This is a genomic window from Sphingomonas kyeonggiensis (genome assembly GCF_014204495.1).
GTDB lineage: Bacteria > Pseudomonadota > Alphaproteobacteria > Sphingomonadales > Sphingomonadaceae > Sphingomonas > Sphingomonas kyeonggiensis_A.
Map to the genome: position 1 here is coordinate 529,336 of NZ_JACHLN010000004.1, position 19,427 is coordinate 548,762.

At 67.7% G+C, this 19,427-nt stretch carries 13 protein-coding genes; 7 read left to right on the forward strand and 6 right to left on the reverse strand.

Going from position 1 to position 19,427, the window contains the following annotated elements; translation table 11 throughout:
* The first annotated feature begins 31 nt into the window (after window positions 1-31).
* The 7 genes from HNP52_RS21585 to HNP52_RS21615 all read left to right on the forward strand — a co-directional run bounded on the left by HNP52_RS21585 (window position 32) and on the right by HNP52_RS21615 (window position 11,308).
* A complete protein-coding gene (locus HNP52_RS21585; RefSeq protein WP_184170575.1) occupies window positions 32-700 on the forward strand; it encodes a nitroreductase in 669 nt (222 codons plus the stop codon).
* A gap of 466 nt (window positions 701-1,166) precedes the next feature.
* A complete protein-coding gene (locus tag HNP52_RS21590; RefSeq protein WP_260396300.1) occupies window positions 1,167-4,277 on the forward strand; it encodes a TonB-dependent receptor in 3,111 nt (1,036 codons plus the stop codon).
* 89 nt (window positions 4,278-4,366) lie between these two features.
* Window positions 4,367-5,104, forward strand: a complete 738-nt coding sequence (locus tag HNP52_RS21595; protein WP_260396301.1) for a SapC family protein — start codon at window positions 4,367-4,369, stop codon at window positions 5,102-5,104.
* Entirely contained in the window at window positions 5,101-6,138 is a 1,038-nt protein-coding gene (locus HNP52_RS21600) for a cupin-like domain-containing protein (RefSeq protein WP_184170581.1), read from the forward strand. The genes HNP52_RS21595 and HNP52_RS21600 overlap by 4 nt, the downstream gene beginning before the upstream one ends.
* Before the next feature lie 10 nt (window positions 6,139-6,148).
* Window positions 6,149-7,630, forward strand: a complete 1,482-nt coding sequence (locus HNP52_RS21605) for a tryptophan halogenase family protein (RefSeq protein ID WP_184170584.1) — start codon at window positions 6,149-6,151, stop codon at window positions 7,628-7,630.
* A gap of 112 nt (window positions 7,631-7,742) precedes the next feature.
* Entirely contained in the window at window positions 7,743-10,229 is a 2,487-nt protein-coding gene (locus HNP52_RS21610) for a TonB-dependent siderophore receptor (RefSeq protein WP_184170587.1), read from the forward strand.
* Window positions 10,229-11,308, forward strand: a complete 1,080-nt coding sequence (locus HNP52_RS21615) for a cytochrome-c peroxidase (RefSeq protein ID WP_184170590.1) — start codon at window positions 10,229-10,231, stop codon at window positions 11,306-11,308. Before HNP52_RS21610 ends, HNP52_RS21615 begins: the two co-directional genes overlap by 1 nt.
* 3 nt (window positions 11,309-11,311) lie before the next feature.
* Here HNP52_RS21615 and HNP52_RS21620 read toward each other — a convergent pair whose 3' ends face one another.
* From HNP52_RS21620 to nirB, 6 genes are all read right to left on the reverse strand, one after another.
* Window positions 11,312-11,983 carry a TonB family protein gene (locus tag HNP52_RS21620; RefSeq protein ID WP_184170593.1) on the reverse strand — a complete coding sequence of 224 codons (672 nt, stop codon included), beginning with the start codon at window positions 11,981-11,983 and terminating at the stop codon, window positions 11,312-11,314.
* Window positions 11,984-12,044: 61 nt separating this feature from the next.
* Window positions 12,045-13,277 carry a molybdopterin molybdotransferase MoeA gene (locus HNP52_RS21625; protein ID WP_311768527.1) on the reverse strand — a complete coding sequence of 411 codons (1,233 nt, stop codon included), beginning with the start codon at window positions 13,275-13,277 and terminating at the stop codon, window positions 12,045-12,047.
* Window positions 13,274-14,044, reverse strand: coding sequence for a uroporphyrinogen-III C-methyltransferase (gene cobA / locus HNP52_RS21630; RefSeq protein WP_184170596.1), 771 nt, complete (start codon window positions 14,042-14,044; stop codon window positions 13,274-13,276). Before cobA ends, HNP52_RS21625 begins: the two co-directional genes overlap by 4 nt.
* The gene (locus HNP52_RS21635) at window positions 14,037-16,625 is read right to left on the reverse strand and encodes a nitrate reductase (RefSeq protein ID WP_184170599.1); all 2,589 of its coding nucleotides are present in this window, start codon (window positions 16,623-16,625) and stop codon (window positions 14,037-14,039) included. Before HNP52_RS21635 ends, cobA begins: the two co-directional genes overlap by 8 nt.
* A 1-nt stretch (window position 16,626) precedes the next feature.
* Window positions 16,627-16,965, reverse strand: coding sequence for a nitrite reductase small subunit NirD (gene nirD, locus HNP52_RS21640; protein ID WP_184170602.1), 339 nt, complete (start codon window positions 16,963-16,965; stop codon window positions 16,627-16,629).
* Window positions 16,962-19,427 carry a nitrite reductase large subunit NirB gene (gene nirB, locus HNP52_RS21645; RefSeq protein WP_184170605.1) on the reverse strand — a complete coding sequence of 822 codons (2,466 nt, stop codon included), beginning with the start codon at window positions 19,425-19,427 and terminating at the stop codon, window positions 16,962-16,964. Before nirB ends, nirD begins: the two co-directional genes overlap by 4 nt.

The window sequence follows — 19,427 nt, forward strand, 5'->3', positions numbered from 1 at the left end:
GCCTGGGCGACGGAAACTGGAGAGGGCAGCCATGAACGTCAGCGAAGCCGTCGCCAGCCGCCGCTCGGTGCGGGCATTCCTCGACAAGCCGGTCGACGGGGACCTGCTGCGTGATCTCATACGACGCGCCGGGCGGGCCCCTTCGGGCGGCAATCTCCAGCCCTGGCATGTCCATGTCGTGTCGGGCGACGCGATGGCGCGGCTGAAGGCGATCATGCGCGCGCGGCTGGCCGAGGCGCCGTTCGGCGATCCGCCCGAATACGCCGTCTACCCCGCCCCGCTCGGCGAACCCTATCGCAGCCGCCGCTTCCAGGTGGGCGAGGCGATGTATGCCGGTCTCGGCATTCCGCGCGAGGACAAGGCCGCGCGGCTGCGCTGGTTCGCCGGCAACTGGCAGTTCTTCGGCGCGCCGGTGGGGCTGTTCTGCACCCTCCGCCGCGATCACGGGCCGCCGCAATGGTCCGATTGCGGGATGTTCCTGCAGACGCTGATGCTGCTCCTGCGCGAAGCCGGGCTCGACAGCTGCGCGCAGGAGGCCTGGTCGGCGCATCACGCGACGGTGCGCGACTTCCTGGGTGTGCCCGAGGAGCAGATGCTGTTCACCGGCATGGCGATCGGCTTTCGCGATCCCGATTCGCCGCTCAACCGGTTTCCGGTCGAACGCGCGCCGATTGGGGAATGGGCGCGCTTTCACGACTGAGGCGCGGCTGTTGATTTGGTGATCCGATTGTTCCCCGGCGAAGGCCGGGGCCCAGTTGCAATGTCGGTCGTGAGGTTCCCGCGCCTTGGATAATGCGCCGAAACTGGGCCCCGGCCTTCGCCGGGGAACGGAAAAGTTGAGCGCGGGCCGACTCGCTGCCGCCAATTGCTCCGATCCGGACCGAAAGCCGCCCCTCGCCAGCCCCTGAAAGCGCTTTCAAGGGCGATGCTGCACCCCGTCCTGTCGCAGCGATGCAACAGTTTGCATCAATCCGAATTTGGAACCGCTTCCAATCGACATGGTCCAATTGACAGACGGAAAACCGATGATAGCGATAACATCAGGGAGGCACTTCGCTCGCCCGAAATAAATAAAAAGTCGCGCCCGGAAAGTGGCGCTTAGAGGAGGGGTTATGACTAGCTTCAAGCGCACACCTATACTTGCGCGTTCTGCATCCATCTTCGCCATGGCCGCCGGCCTTGCCATGCCCAGCTTCGCCCATGCGCAGGCCGACAACGCTGTCAGCACGGCGCAGACTGCGGACGCCGGCGGCCAGGACGCCCAGGATGACGGCGCGATCGTCGTCACCGGCATCCGCGCCAGCCTCGAGCGCTCGATCCAGATCAAGCGCGAGGCGCCGGGCATCGTCGACGCGATCTCGGCCGAGGACATCGGCAAGTTCCCCGACACCAACCTGGCGGAATCGCTGCAGCGCATCCCGGGCGTGTCGATCAACCGCACCAACGGCGAAGGCTCGCAGGTCACCGTCCGCGGCTTCGGCCCGACCTACAACATGGTGACGCTGAACGGCCGCCAGCTGGCGACCGCGGCGGTGTCGGTGGTCGGCGGCGACCAGAATGCCGACGGCGCGCAGGGCACCAGCCGCTCGTTCGACTTCTCGAACCTGGCGACCGAAGGCGTGCGCACGCTGGAGGTCTACAAGACCGGCCGCGCGGCGGTTCCCTCGGGCGGCATCGGCGCGACGATCAACGTCGTCTCGCGCAAGCCGCTCGACGACAACAAGAGCGGCCTCAACGGCAGCATCGGCGCCAAGGCGGTCTATGACACCAGCGTCAACGACTGCATCGACTGCGGCTCGAAGGTCACCCCGGAATTCTCGGGCGTGGTCAGCTGGAGCGATCCGGACCAGCGCTTCGGCGTGATGCTGTTCGGCAGCTACCAGAAGCGCAACTACACTTCGATCGCGGCGACCTCGAACGACTGGAACATCGTTCCGTACAGCACCTTCCTGACCGGCGGCTTCGCCCGCTCGGGCGGCGCCTGCCCGGCCGGCACCACGACGCCGACGCCGACCTGCACCGTGGTCAACAACGCGCCGACCAACCCCAACCAGCTGGTCGCGATCCCGAACGACAGCCGCTACCACTATGCCGAGGGCACGCGCGAGCGCATCAACGGCCAGGCGGTCGTCCAGTTCAGGCCGACCGACGCGCTGACGATCACCGCCGACGCGCTCTATGCGCAGAACAAGCAGAAGGAGACCCGTTCGGACCTCTCCAACTGGTTCAGCCGCCCGTTCGACGTGGTGACCTTCGACGGCAACACCACCGTCGCCACCGCGCAGTATCTGCACGAGACGATCAACGGCCAGAAGGACGAGGGCTTCGAGGCCCAGTCGCGCGCGCAGAAGGGCAAGCTGGAGGATTACGGCCTCAACCTCGAATGGCAGTTCGCCAGCAATTTCGGGCTGAAGCTGGACGGCCATATCTCGACCTCGTCGAGCACGCCGGACAATCCCAACGGCGTCAGCTCGACGCTGGTCGGCATGGGCGCCAACGTCGTCGCGTCGCACTCGGTCGACTATTCAAGCGGCATTCCGCGCCAGGACATCACCTTCGGTGCCGCGGGCCCGCTCGACGTCAATGACGTCGGTTCGCAGGTCGGCCGTACCTATCGCTCGACGCAGCAGCAGAAGGTGAAGGAACTGCGCGCCGACTTCGGCTGGAACCTGGGCGAGGAGAGCCGCTTCGACTTCGGCGGCAATTATCGCACCACCGACATGCACCAGACCTTCCGCGCCACGCAGCAGACGCTGGGCGACTGGGGCATCAACAATCCGGGCGACGTGCAGGCGCGCGCACCGGGCGCGCTCCAGGCCTTCTGCCTCGAGTGCAAGTTCCACAAGTTCAACCCCGGCGGCGATCCGGAATCGCAGGTGGCCTTCCGCGGCGTGGCCTCGGACATCTACTCGATCCTGTCGCCCTATTATGCCAGCCAGGGCAAGGCCGTGGGCGTCACCAGCAGCCAGGACAACCGGGTCAAGGAAGAGATCTGGGCGGCCTATGGCCAGCTGACCTGGAAGGGTGAGCTGGGCGGTGCGCCGGCACGCCTCGTCGCGGGCGTCCGCTACGAGCACACCAAGTCGACCACGACGTCGCTGGAAGCCATCCCGTCGGGCATCGCCTGGGTGTCGGACAACGACTTCACCGTGTCGATCTCGAACCAGACCCAGTTCGTTACCGACGGCGGCAGCTACAGCAACCTGCTGCCGCAGGTCGACTTCCAGGTCGAGTTCGCCAAGAACCTGATCGGCCGCCTGTCGTACAGCAAGACGATCGCCCGGCCGAACTACAACAACCTCTACACGGCGACCACGGTGGGCGGCCCGCCGCGCCCGATCAACAATGGCGGCATCGCCACCGCATCGGTCGGCAACGCCCGGCTGCGTCCGCTGGAATCGGACAATTTCGACGCGTCGCTGGAATGGTATTTCAAGCCGGACAGCTACATCTCGGTCGCGTTCTTCGACAAGCGCGTGCGCAACTTCATCGGCAACGGCCAGTTCACCTCCTCGCTGTTCGGGCTTCGCGACCCGAGCTCGGGCGCGGCGGGCAGCCGGTCGGGCTCGGCCAAGAGCGCGCTGGGCGGCCTGGGCGCCGATGTCAGCGACGTGAACCTGTTCGTCATGTCGGCGCTGATCCAGGCAACCGGATCGGTGGCGGCGGCGACCGCGCAGTTCGCGGCCAACTACAATCCGGCCACGCGCTCGCTCGACGACAATTTCGTCAAGACGATCAACAACACCTATGACCTGAACGGCAATGCGAGCGACCCGCTCTACCAGTTCCAGGTGACGCAGCCGATCAACAACAAGGACGCCGAGATCTACGGCGTCGAGCTCGCCGGCCAGTATTTCCTCGGCTCGACGGGCTTCGGCATCGCGGCGGCCTATACGCTGGTGCGCGGCGACGTGGGCTTCAACATCGGGGCCGATCCCTCGCAGGATCAGTTCGCGCTGCTCGGCCTGTCGGACACGTTCAGCGGCACGCTGATCTACGAAAAGCACGGCCTCTCGGCCCGCGTGGCCTATAACTGGCGCGACAAGTTCCTCTCGGGGATCAACCGCCAGGGCTCGCGCAACCCCGAGTTCACCGCGCCGTTCGGCCAGCTCGATGCCACGATCAGCTACGAGTTCACGCCGAACATCGCGCTGACGCTCGAGGGCATCAACCTGACCGAGACCTCGGTGCGGACCTATGCCCGCAACGAGAAGCAGCTCTGGTTCGCGCAGGAGCTCGACCGGCGCTTCCTGCTCGGTGCCCGCTTCAAGTTCTGATCGGACACGACGTTAAGAGGGGGAACTGGGGCTGCCGCCATGCGCGGCGGCCCCTTTCTCTCTGATTGAGGCCGGCTGCGCTTTGCGCCATGCTGGCCGCCAACAAGCTGGATTTCCCGATGTCCCGACCGGTCGCGCTCGACAATGTCGCCCATGCCGATCTCCGCGTCGCGCTCCGCCACGGCGCCGCTTACGGCGAGGCAGTCAACCGCGCGCTCGTCTTCCCCACCGAATTCGGCGAAGCGCAGCGCGACTTCCCGATCCTGTTCCAGCGCGATCCCGCCGAAGGGCTGCAGGCCGTCGCCCTGCTCGGGCTCGACCGCGACGAGAATCTGTTCCTCGATGGCGAGCGCTGGACCAGCCGCCATATCCCGCTGATCCTGCAGCGCGGCCCCTTCCTGATCGGCCTCAATGCCGATGGCGGCGCGCCGGTGATCCAGATCGACCTCGACGATCCGCGCGTCGACGCGGCGGATGGCGAGCCGCTGTTCCTGCCGCAGGGCGGGCAGAGCCGCATGCTCGATCATCTCGGCCGGGTGCTCGGCGCGATCCATGTCGGCATGGCCGATGCCGCGCCGATGTACGCCGCCTTCGACGCGCTGGGGCTGATCCAGCCGGTCGCGCTCGAGCTGATGCTCGACGAGGAGCGGCGCTATGTGATCTCCGACCATGAGGTCCTCTCCGCCGAGAAGCTCGCCGAGCTGGGCCCGGATGCGCTCGACCAGCTCAACCGCGCCGGGCATCTCGGTGCGGCCTTCCTGCTCGCTGCCTCGCTCGGCAACATTTCAAGCCTGATCGAGCGCAAGAACGCACTGGGCGGGGCGTGAACGTCCTCGCCGCCAGCGCGCCCAGGGTCCGCGAGCGGACCGGCGTCGCGCTGGACGCCATTCCCTATGCCGAGCTGCTGGCGGCACAGGCGCCGATCATCCTGCGCGGCGTCGCGAAGGACTGGCCGCTGGTCGCCGCCACCCGCGCGTCCGACGATGCCGCGATCGCCTATGTCGAGCGCTTCGATTCCGGCCAGCCGGTGGTGGGTTTCACCGGGGCGCCGGAGATCGGCGGGCGCTTCCACTACAATGCCGGGCTGACCGGCTTCAATTTCGAGGGCGCCCGGGTCGGCATGGCCGATTTCCTGGAGCGGATCCGCGCGCAGCTGGACGCGCCCTCCCCCGCCAGCTTCTATATCGGCTCGACCGACCTCGACCGGTATCTGCCCGGCTTCCGCGCCGAGAACGACCTGCCGCTGGACGATCCGATGTTCGCGCACGGCGTGCTGGCGAGCATCTGGATCGGCACCCGCACCACCGCGCATGCGCATCACGACATGTCGCATAACATGGCGATCTGCGCCGCGGGCAAGCGCCGCTTCACCCTGTTCCCGCCCAACCAGATCGCCAATCTCTATCCCGGCCCGCTGGAGCCGACGCCGGGCGGGCAGGTGATCTCGATGGTCGACTTCGCCGATCCGGACTTCGCCGCGCATCCCCGCTTCCGCGACGCGATGGCCAGCGCACAGGTGGCCGAGCTGGAGCCGGGCGACCTGCTCTTCTACCCGGCGCTCTGGTGGCATCATGTCGAGGCGCTCGGGCGCTTCAACATCCTGGTCAATTACTGGTGGAACGAGGCGCCGGCATTCCTCGACACGCCGCAGACCACGCTGCTCCACGCCATGCTGAGCCTGCGCGACCGGCCGGACGCCGAGAAGGCGGCGTGGAAGGCGATGTTCGACTATTATGTCTTCGGACCCGCGGACCAGGCCGCGGCGCATCTGCCGGCGCATGCGCAGGGCCCGCTCGCGCCGATCGACGCGACATCGGCGCGGCGGCTGCGCGCCCAATTGATCAACAAGCTCAATCGCTAGGGGAGACGAGATGGACCAGGCACCGGTGCGGCGCGTCGTGATCGCGGGTGGCGGCACCGCAGGCTGGATCGCCGCAGCGGCGCTCGCCAAGCTGCTCGGGCCGCTGCTCGAGATCACGCTGGTGGAAAGCGACGAGATCGGCACGATCGGCGTCGGCGAAAGCACCATCCCGACCGCCCGGACCTTCCACGAGCTGCTCGGCATCGACGAGAAGGCGTTCCTGCGCGACACGCTCTCCACCTTCAAGCTGGGCATATTGTTCGAGGACTGGGCGCGCGAAGGCGATCGCTACATCCACAGCTTCGGCCAGCTCGGCAAATCGAACTGGATGGGCGATTTCCACCATTTCTGGCTGCATGCCCGCGAGGAAGGCTGGGGCGGCGAGCTGGGCGACTATTGCTTCGAACTGCAGGCGGCCAGGGCCGAGCGCTTCGCCATCCCCGACCAGGGGCATATCAACTATGCCTATCACCTCGATGCCGGGCTCTATGCGCGCTTTCTGCGCAAGTTCGCCGAGCCGCTGGGCGTCAACCGGATCGAAGGCAAGATCGAAGCGGTCGAACAGCATCCCGAGACCGGTTTCGTCACCGCGCTCACGCTTGCTTCGGGCGAACGGATCGAAGGCGATCTGTTCATCGACTGCACCGGCTTTCGCGGGCTGCTGATCGAGCAGGCGCTGCACGCCGGCTATGAGGATTGGGGCCACTGGCTGCCCACCGACAGCGCGCTCGCGGTGCAGACCGCCTCGGTCGGCCCGGCGGTTCCCTATACCCGCGCGACCGCGCACCAGGCGGGGTGGCAATGGCGCATCCCGCTGCAGCACCGGGTCGGCAATGGGCTGGTCTATGCCAAGGACTTCCTCGACGACGAGGCCGCCCGCGCGCTGCTCGATGCGCGGATCGAAGGCGAGAAGCTGATCGAGCCGCGGCTGATCCGCTTCAAGGCCGGGCGCCGGCGCAAGGTGTGGGACAGGAATGTCGTCGCGCTCGGGCTGGCCAGCGGCTTTGTCGAGCCGCTGGAATCGACCAGCATCCACCTGATCATGATCGCGATCACCCGGCTGGTGCAGCTCTTCCCGTTCGGCGGGGTGAGCGAAGGCGTGGCGGAGCGGTTCAACGCATTGAGCCGCACCGAGATCGAGCGGATCCGCGACTTCATCATCCTCCATTATCGCCTCAACGAGCGCGCGGATGGCGGCTTCTGGGAGCATTGCCGGACGATGGACATCCCGGACTCGCTCGAGGAGCGGATCGCCGCCTTCCGCGACGGGGCGATCGCCTGGCAGGCCTCGGACGACCTGTTCCGCGTCGACAGCTGGGTGCAGGTGATGCTGGGCCAGCGGCTGGAGCCGCGCAGCCATCACCATATGGGCCGGATGATCGTCGAGGGCGAGCTGCAGGGCGCGCTCGGCAAGCTCAAGGCCGATATCACGCGGACGGTGGCGCAGATGCCGGCGCACCAGGCGTTCCTCGAAAGGTTCGTTGCGGCATGAGCTGAGGCGCGCCGGGCGAGGCCGGCACCTTTGCACAACTAATATTGCGAATCGTTTGCATTAGCAATTTCAGCTGCTATGGCGCGGCCCCTAAAACCAAAAGGGGTCCGCAATGCATCTTCGTCTCTCCGCCTCCCTCGCCGCCCTCGCCTTCGGGCTGCTCGCGGCCGGCACCGCCCAGGCACAGCAGGCGGAGGCGCTGCCGGAAACCGTGGCGGAGGGCGAGAAGGCCGCGCCGAGCTATGAGCTGCAGGCGGGCAACGACACCGGCATCACGATCATCCGCGAGCAGGAGATCAAGGCGCGCGCGCCCGGATCGGGCGATGTGAACCAGCTGCTCAAGGCGCTGCCGACGGTCCAGTTCGATCGCGCCGAGGGCCGGGCATCGCGTGAGGACCTGCAGGACCTGCGCCCCGCCGACATCTCGATCTCGGGCGGGCGGACCTATGACAATCTCATCACCATCGACGGCATCGATGCCAATAGCCGGCTCGACATCACCCAGGACAACCCGCAGCACTTCGCCGAGCCGGTGGGCAATTCGGCGCAGAATCTGTGGCTCGATTCCAACCTGGTCGGCGAGATCGTGGTACGCGATTCGAACATCTCGGCCGAGTTCGGGCGCTTCACCGGCGGCGCGCTCGACATCCGCACCCGCGATCCCCGGCACAAGTTCGGCGGCTCGGCCACGGTCAGCTTCACCTCGGACGAGCTGGTCGATTACCGCATTTCCGACGCGTCGCGCGCCGCGCTGAACGGCGCCGCGCTGCCCGACCGGCCGAGCTTCCGCAAATGGCGGTTCGGCGCGACTGTCGACGTGCCGGTCTCGGAGGATGTCGCCTTCCTGATCGCCGCCAATCGCTCGCGGGCCGACGTCACCTATTATCGCGGCGCGGCCTATGGCTCGCGCCCCTATGGCCAGAGCAGCGTCAGCGACAACCTGATGCTGCGCGGCGTCGCCGATCTGTCGCCGACGATGAAGCTGACCGCGCAGTTCACCTATTCGCCCTATGAAAGCGAATCCTCGGACGACAATGGCGTCGACAATCTCCTCACGTCGAAGGGCGGCGGCCTGGCCGGGCAGTTGCAGCTCGAGAACAGCGGTGCGACGCGCTGGACGCTGAAGGCGCGGTTCAGCCACAATGATTCCGGGCGCACGGCGCCGCCGAACAATTACTCGATCCCCTCGACCAGCACCAATGGCGCGGTGTGCAGCAACGCGAACTGCACGATCGGCGGGTTCGGCAATGTCGACCAGTGGCAGGATAATTTCGGGCTCAGCTTCACCGCGGCGCGCGACATCGGCCCGGGCGAGCTGCGCGGCGGCATCGACTATCAGCGGATCACCGCGATGCGCAGCCGGCCCGAGACCAACTATGCCTATTCGCGCCCGACCAGCGGCACCAACATCGTCTGCGCCAGCGGCGAGAGCCTGCTCTGCACGACGGGGCAATATGCGCTGGGCCAGTATAGCGAATATCGCGCCTATCGCGCCGAGGTCGAGCTCGACAGCATCGCCGGCTGGGCGGAATATTCGGTGAAGGCCGGGCCGGTCGATCTGCGCGGCGGCGTGCGCTACGACTATGAGAGCTTCCTGGGGAACCACAATTTCGCGCCGCGCCTGTCGGCCACGGTCGATCTGTGGAAGGGCTGGTCGCTCACCGGCGGCGCCAATCGCTATTATGGCCGTTCGATGCTCGCCTATGCACTGCGCGAGCAATATCCGGACAATTTCACCTATCGCCGCAACGGGGTCAGCTCGGGCGGGCGGCTGACCTATTCGGACAGCGGCTGGACGCTCTACAGCACCACCCATTCGACGAGCTACGCCAATGCCGATCTCAAGACGCCCTATTCGGACGAACTGACCGGCGCGGTGACCGGCAAGGTGCTGGGCGGGACGGTGCGCCTCAAGGGCGTGTTCCGCTGGGCGAAGGACGAGTTCTCGCGCTCGGTGGCGACGCGGGTGACCGGCACGCTCGAGACCGGGGCCACCACGACCTACACGCTCTACACGCCGAACAATGACGGGCGCAGTCGCTACCGGGGCGGTTCGCTCGAATGGACCCGTGCCTTCGGCAAGCACAGCATCGCGGCGAACGTGAACTATTCCAAGGCCTATACCAGCAACACCGACTACATGCTGACCAGCGACAATGTCGAGGATGCGGACGTGATGTACGTCTACAACGGCCAGCTGGTCTCGGCGCTGTCGATCCTCGACCAGAACCAGCGGCTGGAATTCGCCTCGCCGTTCATCGCCAACATGACCTGGACCGGGCGCTGGCTCGACGACCGGCTGACCACCAACGTCAATGCGCGCTTCCGCAACGGGTTCGACCGGATCGAGGATTCGGGCGTGAACCAGACGATCAACGGGGTCAGCTACGACGTGGTGGCGCTCAGGCACTACCGCGCCAGCCTCGACATGAACCTCAACGCGCAACTTGAGGTGATCCGCGGCAGGCTCGGCACGCTGACGCTCGATGCGCGCATTTCGAACCTGCTTAACCGCGTTCCGATGCAGGAGTACGCCCTGACTTCGAATCCCTACCAAACCGGCCGCTCGGCCTGGTTCGGCCTGTCGTACAAGTTCTGATGCGCGTGGAACGGGTTTCCCGTTTTGCCCTGCTGGGATCGACGCTGCTGTTCCTGACGGCGGCGTTCCGGCAGGACGCGGAGCCGGTCGATCTGCGCCGGGCCTATGCCGGGCCGGTGTCGAGCTGGCCGAAGGCGGAAGTCGATCCGGGGGTGGAATTCGTCGAGTTCGGCCCCCTGCCGCCGGCCCAGCGCCCCGCCGGCGTGGATGCCGAGCGGGTGGCCTTGGGCGCGCGGCTGTTCAACGAGCCGCGGCTCTCGGCTTCCGGGCAGTTCGCCTGCGCATCGTGCCATGCCCGCGAGCTGGGGTTCGGCGACGGGTTGAAGACGTCGTTCGGGCATGACCGCCAGCGCGGCCAGCGCAACGCGCCGAGCCTGTTCGCCGCGGGCTATATGCGCAGCCTGTTCTGGGACGGACGCAGCCCGACGCTGGAGCACCAGGCGCTGCAGCCGATCCCGAACCTGGTCGAGATGGCGGCCAAGCCGGGACGGGTCGAGCACTGGATTAATGGCGAGAAGGACTATCGCGACGCCTTCCGGCAGGCGTTCGGGGTCAAGCGTATCCGGATGGACGACATTGCCCGGGCGATCGCGAGCTTCGAGCGCACCTTGCGGCCGCCGACCAGCCCCTGGGACCGGGTGTTCACCCGCGGCACCGCGTCGATGACCGACCAGCAGCTGCTAGGCCTGCACCTGTTCCGCACCAAGGCGCGCTGCGCGAACTGCCATAACGGGCCGCTCCTGACCGACCAGAAGTTCCACAACCTCGGCATCAGCTTCTACGGCCGCCGGCTCGAGGATGTCGGGCGCTTCGGCGTGACGCACGATCCAATCGATGTCGGCCGGTTCCGTACGCCCTCGCTGCGCGCGCTGCGGCGGACCGGGCCCTATATGCACAACGGCATCTTCCCCACCCTGGCCGGGGTGGTGAACCTCTATGCCGCGGGCGGCGGGGTCGATCGCAAGGTGCAGAGCGCCACCACCAAGGCGCCGCCACCCCAGCCCGACCCGCAGTTGAAGAAAGTGGCGCTCACCGCCGAGGAACGCGCCGCGCTCGTGGCGTTTCTCGAGATGTTGTGAGCCTCAGCGCGAGCGATAGGTCATCGGGATGCGGAAGACACGCGGCTCCCCTCGCGGCGGCGGGGGGAGAAGCGTGGCCTGCACCTGCGCCAACGCCAGGCGATCGAGCGCCGCATTCTCGGAGGATATCGCGACAACCGCATAGACCCGGCCGCGGGACGAGACCTTCAGTTCCACCACCACGGTACCGGTAAGCCCCGCGCGTGCCAGCTCGGCCGGATAGCTCTGCCGCGCCCGGATCTCGCGGAAGACGGCGCGGCCATATTGGTCGGCCTCCTCGCGGCGCTCGGTCGGCTTGGCTGCACGACCGCTTTCCGCGCCGGTGGATGTCGGGCGCGCTGGGTTCTCGGCTGCGGCAGGCGCTGCCTGGATAGGCCCTGCGACGGCAAGCGTCGCCGGCGGCGCCAATGCGGCTTCCACCGCCCGCACCGGCTTCGGAGCAACCACCGGCACGGGCGACGGCGCGGAAATAGCCGGCTGCACGACGGATCGGATTGCAGTTTCGGAATCAGGCTCGGGTTCGGGTGCGATGCTCTCGGCGGAAACGTCGAAGATCCGCATTGCGCGGGTGCTGGCGGTCTGCGGCATCGGCGCGGCGAACAGCGCGAGAACCGCCCCGAGCGGCGCGGCCGTCAGCAGCAGGGTAAGGGTGACGGCGCCGGACCGTTCCGACAATGAGCGTTTGGGTGAATACACGCGCGCGCATTATCGCGAACGCGTCGCAATAACAACAAAATCAGAAGCGGAGCGAGGACATTGTGCTGCCGGCCGCCAACGCCGGTTCGCCCGGCAAGCGGCGGACCAGCATGTCGGCGCGCGCAAGCATGGACTGGCCCGAGGCGGATTGCCCCGCGATCACCTGCACACCCGCATCGGCCCGCTCGGCGCACAGAAAGGCTTCGCGGTCGCCATTGGCTTCGATGCCCTGCGTCAACGGCAGGCTTTCCCAGCGGAGCGCCGCCTGCACGCCACGACCGCCCAATCCGGCGAGCAGGGGCGCGAGGAACAGGCGTGCGACCGTCATCGCCGCGGTCGGGTTCCCCGGCAGGCCGAGCACCAGCCTGGTACCGATCCGCCCGAGCCAGACGGGCTTGCCCGGCTTGATCGCGACATCGGCGAACAGCAGCTCGAGGCCCAGTGGCAGGAGCGCCGACCTGGCGAAGTCACGATCCCCGCGCGAGGCGCCACCACACAGGACAAGGACATCGGCATCCGCCAGCGCAGCCTCGGCCGCGGCGACGAGCAGCGCCTCGTCGTCACGCACCTGCACGGCGCCGAGCGGCCTGGCGCCCCATTGGCGCGCCAACAGCAGCACGGCTTCGGACAGGCTGTCGGGGATGCCGCCCCTCGCCCGCGCCTCGCCGGCGGGTACCAGTTCATCGCCGGTCGCGATCACACGGACGCGCGGCGCGCGCCAGACAATGAGTTCCGCTGCATCGGCGGCGGCGGCAACCACGAGCGCGCGTGGATCGAGAAGCTTGCCCGCCGGCAGCACGACCGTTCCGGCGACGGTATCCGATCCTCGCAACCGGACATGGGGCTTGGCGGGAACCGCGCCGTCGAGCGTGGCGATCGAAGCTTCGGCGCTGACCAACTCGCGCATCAACACCCGGTCGGCGCCGGCGGGCATCAGCGCGCCGGTCATGATCCGGACCGCCTCGCCGGACCCGATCACACCATGAAAAGGCGCGCCCGGATAGGCAGCACCGATCACGGCAAATCGGCGCCAGCCGGCAGCAAGATCCGCTTCACGCACCGCAAAACCGTCCATTGCAGCAAGATCCCGAGCCGGGATGTCCATCGCCGCACGGACCGGTTCGGCGAGCACGCGCCTGCCCGCCCTGGCCAGCGACACGCGTTCCGTGCCCAGTGGCTGGGCAACCGCGGCGAGGATCGCCTGGGCGGCATCGAACCGCAGCGCGGCGCCACAAGGCACGCGCTCGTCGATCGGCACCCGGACATGCTTCACTGCGCTTGCTCCGCCAGCATCGCAGCCAACTGGCCGCCGGTGCTTGCCACCGCCGCGCCAACCAGAAGCAGGGTCGGCTTGTCCTCCGCGATTGCCGCAGCCGCGATCGGCAGCAGGTCGAGCCGGGTGTGGAGCAGCCGTTCGCCCGGCAGACTGATGTCGCAGGCGATCAGCACCGGCGTCGCCCGGTCCAGTCCCGCCGCAACCAGCTGGCGGCTGATTTCACCCGCGGCACCGCGCCCCATATAAAAGGCCGTCGTGGCGGCGGGATCGGCGAGCGCCGCCCAGTCGAGCGCCAGCTTCTCGCCGGCCCGGACATGCGCGGTGACGAACTGGACGCGGCGCGCCAGGCCCCGCAACGACAGCGAGATGCCGGCCGAGGCCGCCGCCGCGCTCGCCGCGGTGATGCCGGGACAGATGCGTGCGCGAACGCCGACAGCGGCTAGCGCCGTGATCTCCTCGGTCGAGCGGCCGAAGACCGAGGGATCGCCGCCCTTCAACCGCACCACCTTCTCGCCGTCCAGCGCGGCCTCGACGAGCAACGCATCGATCGTGCCCTGGTCCTTCGAATGCCGGCCCGATCGCTTGCCGACGGGCACACGGCGTACATGTTCGGGGATCAGCGCCAGCACGCCGGGGCCGACCAGCGCGTCATAGAAGACCACACTCGCGGCGCGCAGCAGCCGCTCGGCCTTGCGGGTGAGCAGATCGGGATCGCCCGGCCCGGCACCGACCAGCCAGACTTCGCCCGGAAGAAACTCATCCATTGGCGGCACTCCTGTTTTCGTCGAGGATCCGGCGGATCGCGGGGCGGCACGAACCGCAATTGGTACCCGCCGACAGAGCCGCGCCCACCGCCTCGACCGTGGTGAGCCGCTGGCTGCCGATCGCCGCGACGATGGTCTTGAGGCCGACATCGAAGCACAGGCAGATGATCGGCCCGCGATCCTCGCGCGCGCCGGGCGGTGCGCCGGCGAGCAAGGCAGCGGTGGCGGCCTGGCCGAGCTGTTCGACCAGCCATTCACGCCTGGGCAGGAGCCCACGTTCGGTGCGGAACAGCGCCGCGACCAGCCGGCCGTCGCGCATCACCGCAACCCGGTGCGATCCGCGGGCACGGTCGAAGCTCTCGACCCGTTCGCCGCGCGGCAACCTGGCTTCGATCGCCTGTGCATCGCCGTCGCCGGCGAGCTCGTAGAGCGCGCCGCCGGGCACCGAGACGCGGGTGGCCCAAAGGCAATCCGGGCGGTCCATTGCTTCGGTAGTGATCAGGAAGCCGCGCCAGGCGGGAGCGACCGCCTCGATCTTCGCCGGCGTCGATTTGAAGCCGGGCTGGCCCGAATGCGGATCGACCAGCGGGCGGGGAAGCAGGCCGGTGCGGCCGCCAGTGGACTGCCGGTCGGTCCAGTGGATCGGCGTGAAGATCTCGCTCCGGCGCTGGCCGGTGCTGAACTGGACACGGAACAGGCTCGCGCCCTGCGGGGTCGAAACGCGGGCGAGGCCGCCGTCCTCCAGGCCATGGGCGGCGGCATCCTCGGGATGAACCTCGACCAGGGGCTCTTCGCGGTGGCGCGAGAGCTTGGGGCTGAGCCCGGTGCGCGTCATCGTGTGCCACTGGTCGCGGTAGCGACCGGTGTTGAGCGTCAGCGGCCAGTTGGCGAGGGGTGCAGGCAGCGGCATTTGCGCCACCGGCACCAGCCGCGCGCGGCCATCGGGCGTCGGGAAGCGGCCATCGGCAAAGGCATCACCGCCCCAGCGGAACGGCGCCATCGTCTCGTAATCGGCATTGCCGATCGCGACCTTGTCACCCAGGTCGAACAGCCGGGCACCGTCATTCTGATAGGCGGAAAGCCGGGCATGCTCGCGGAAGATGTCGGCGGGGCGAGCATAGGCGAAGTCGCCGGGCCAGCCCATGCGACGGCCGACTTCCTTGATGATCCACCAGTCGGGCCTTGCCTCGCCGGGCGCTTCGAACAAGGCGCGCTGGCGGCTGACCCGGCGTTCCGAATTGGTGACCGTACCGTCCTTCTCGCCCCAGCCGGTGGCGGGCAGGCGGACATTGGCGAAGGGGGTGCAGTCGGTTTCGGCGATCACGTCCGAGATTACGACGAAGGGGCAGCGGGCGAGCGCATCGCGGACGGCGCCGGCATCGGGCATCGAGACCGCCGGGTTGGTCGCCATGATCCACAGCGCCTTGATCCGGCCCTCGCCCATCGCGCGGAACAGATCGACTGCCTTGAGGCCGGGCTTGGGCGCGATCGTGGGCGATGCCCAGAAGCGCTGGACGCGTGCGCGGTTCCCGGGCGCGAAATCCATGTGCGAGGCAAGGCTTGAGGCCAGTCCGCCGACTTCGCGCCCGCCCATCGCATTGGGCTGGCCGGTGATCGAGAAGGGCGCGGCACCCGGCTTGCCGATCCGGCCGGTGGCGAGGTGCAGGTTGAGGATCGCGTTGACCTGGTCGGTACCGCGGATCGACTGGTTGATGCCCTGGCTGAACAGCGTGATCGTGCGCGGATGCGCGGCGAACAGCTCATAGAAGCGCCTGAGGTCGGCGGCCGGCACTTCGCATGTCCGTGCCACCGACCACAGGTCGCTTCCCTCTCCAACGCTGTCCCAGAAATTCTCGGGCACGCTGACGCTCGCGGCGAGATAGGCCTCGTCGACCAGACCGGCTTCGCGGCAATGGGCGAGCAGCCCGTTCATCAGCGCGACGTCGCTGCCGGGCCGGATGGCGAGGTGCAGGTCGGCCCCCTCGCAGGTCTCGGTACGGCGCGGATCGATCACCACCAGCTTGGCCCCTGCATCGCAGCGCGCGCGGATCCGCTGATAGACGATCGGGTGACACCAGGCGGTGTTCGAGCCGACCAGGATGATCAGGTCGGCGGCGTCGAGATCGTCATAGCTGGCCGGCACGACATCCTCGCCGAATGCGCGGACATGGCCGGCGACCGCGCTCGACATGCAGAGCCGCGAATTGGTGTCGATGTTGCCCGAGCCGATAAAGCCCTTCATCAGCTTGTTGGCGACGTAATAGTCCTCGGTCAGCAACTGGCCGGAGACGTAGAAGGCGACGCTGTCCGGCCCATGCTCGGCGATCGCCTGGCGGAAGCGCTTGGCGACCAGGTCGAGCGCCTTGTCCCAGCTTGCACGGCGCTTGCCGATCATCGGGTGGAGAAGGCGTCCTTCGAGCCCGACCGTCTCGCCAAGATGCGTGCCCTTGGAGCAGAGCCGGCCATGATTGGCGGGATGCTCGGGATCGCCCTTGATCTCGACCGAGCGGGCACCGGTGCGCGTCGCGACGATCCCGCAGCCGACGCCGCAATAGGCGCAGGTGGTGCGGGTCGCCGTCATGCTATGCCGCCGCCTTCAGCGTGCTCGCGCGGCAGATCAGCACGCGGCCGGCGCTGATCTTGACCGGGATCACCGGGGTGCAGCCCTTGTCCTCGCCCTGCGCCTGGCCGGTCGCCAGTGCGATGTTCCAATTGTGCAGCGGGCAGGCGACGCTGTGGCCATGGACGATGCCCTGGCTGAGCGGGCCGCCCTTGTGCGGGCAGCGATTGACCAGCGCGAACACCTTGTCGTCGCCGGTGCGGAACACCGCGATCTCCTCGCCGCCCTCGACCGGAATGGTGCGGCTGCCGCGCACCGGGATCTCCTGCAGCCAGCCGATATCAAGCCATTCGCCGATCATGCGATTTCCTCCACGCGGATGGGATTGAAAGCAGCCATGTGCGCATGCTGCTCGCGTTCCTGGCCGGCGGCGCGCTCGGCCCAGGGATCGTCCTGGCTGAAGGTCTGAGAATGCCAGAAGCGCGCGGCGAGCGCGTCGCGGAGTTCCGCATCCTCGACGATCCGGTCCTTCACATATTGCAGCCCGACCCGCTCGATCCACGGCGCGGTGCGCTCGAGATAGCGAGCTTCCTCGCGGTAAAGCTGGACGAAGGCGGCGGCGTAGTGGAGGGATTCGGTCTCGGTCGCGACTTTCACCAGAAGATCGGTCGCGCGGACATGGATGCCGCCATTGCCGCCGACATGGAGCTCATAGCCCGAATCCACGCAGACAACGCCGAAATCCTTGATCGTCGCCTCGGCGCAGTTCCTGGGGCAGCCCGAGACCGCCATCTTGAACTTGTGCGGCATCCAGCTCCCCCAGAAGCCGCGCTCGAGCTTCACGCCGAGCCCCGTCGAATCCTGCGTGCCGAAACGGCACCATTCGGAGCCGACACAGGTCTTCACCGTGCGCAGCGCCTTGCCGTACGCATGGCCCGAGACCATCCCGGCGGCGTTGAGATCGGCCCAGACCGCCGGCAAATCCTCCTTCCTGATCCCGAAGATATCGAGCCGCTGCCCGCCAGTGACCTTGACCATCGGCGCATCGTACTTCTCGACGACATCGGCGATCGCGCGCAGCTCCTGCGGGGTGGTGATCCCGCCCCACATGCGCGGGACGACCGAATAGGTGCCGTCCTTCTGGATATTGGCGTGCATCCGCTCGTTGACGAAGCGGCTCTGCTGGTCGTCCTGATAGTGGCCGGGGAGCGCGCAGAGCAGGTAATAGTTGAGCGCCGGGCGGCAGGACGAGCAGCCGTCGGGCGTCGACCAGTGGAGCTTCTGCATCACCTCGGGGATCGAGCGCATGCCCTGCGCGACGATCTCGCGACGGACATCGTCATGGCCGAAGCTGGTGCATTTGCACATCGTCTTGGGACCCGACTGGACCGCATCGCCCAGCGTGACCGCCAGCAGCGTCTCGACCAGCCCGGTGCAGGAGCCGCAGCTCGCCGAGGCCTTGCACCCCGCGCGCACCGCATCGAGGCTGCACGCACCCTTTTCGATGCAGGCGACGACCTGGCCCTTGGATACGCCGTTGCAGCCGCAGATCTCGGCATCGTCCGAGAGCGCCGCAACGGCCGCCTTAGGGTCCGCCTGCCCACCCCCCTGGGCGAATGCCTGGCCGAAGATCAGCAGGTCGCGGAGATCGGAGATGTCCTCCTGCTTCTTCAGGAGATCGAAATACCAGCTGCCATCGGCCGTGTCGCCGTAAAGCACCGCGCCGACGATGCGGTCGTCCTTCACCACCACGCGCTTGTAGATGCCGCGGCTGGCATCGCGCAGGACGATGTCCTCGGCACCGTCGCCGCCCGAGAAATCGCCGGCGGAGAACAGGTCGATGCCCGAGACCTTGAGCTTGGTCGAAGTGACCGAACCGCGATAGCCAGTATGTGCCTCGACCAGCCCGTCGGCGAGCGCCCGGCACATCTCCCAGAGCGGCGCGACCAGGCCATAGACATTGCCGTCATGCTCGACGCATTCGCCGACCGCGAGCACATTGGCGTCGCTGGTGACCATGTGATCATCGACCTGGATGCCGCGGCCCACCGCCAGCCCGGCCTCGCGGGCAAGCGCGGTCGAGGGGCGGATGCCCACCGCCATCACCACCAGGCTCGCCGGGATCACCCGCCCGTCCTTGAGCTTCACGCCCTCGACATGATCGGTACCGAGGATCTCGGCGGTGTCGGCGCCGGTGAGGATCGTCTGGCCGCGCGATTCGAGCTCGGACTTGAGCAGCCAGCCCGCCGCTTCGTCGAGCTGGCGCTCCATCAGCGTCGGCATCAAATGGAGCACGGTGACCTTCATGCCGCGCAGGGTCAGGCCATGCGCCGCCTCGAGCCCGAGCAGGCCGCCGCCGATCACCACCGCGTCGCCGCCCTTCCCCGCAGCGGCCAGCATCGCGTCGACATCCTTCATGTCGCGGAAGCTGATGACGCCGGGCAGGTCCTTGCCCGGTACCGGGATGATGAAGGGATCCGAACCGGTGGCGATCAGCAGCTTGTCATAGCTGACCGTGCGACCGCTGGCGGCGGTGACGGTCCGCGCCGCGCGGTCGATCCCGGTGACGCTGTCGCCGGCGACCAGCTCGATGCCGTTGCCGTCATACCAGTCGCGCGGGTTGATCACGATCTCGTCGAACGTCTTCTCGCCCGCGAGCACCGGCGAGAGCATGATCCGGTTGTAGTTCACATGCGGCTCGGCGCCGAAGATCGTCACGCGGTAGCGACCCGGATCGCGGGCGAGCAGTTCCTCCACGGCGCGGCAACCGGCCATGCCGTTGCCGATCACCACCAAATGCGGGCGGTCGATGTGATGGGTCAT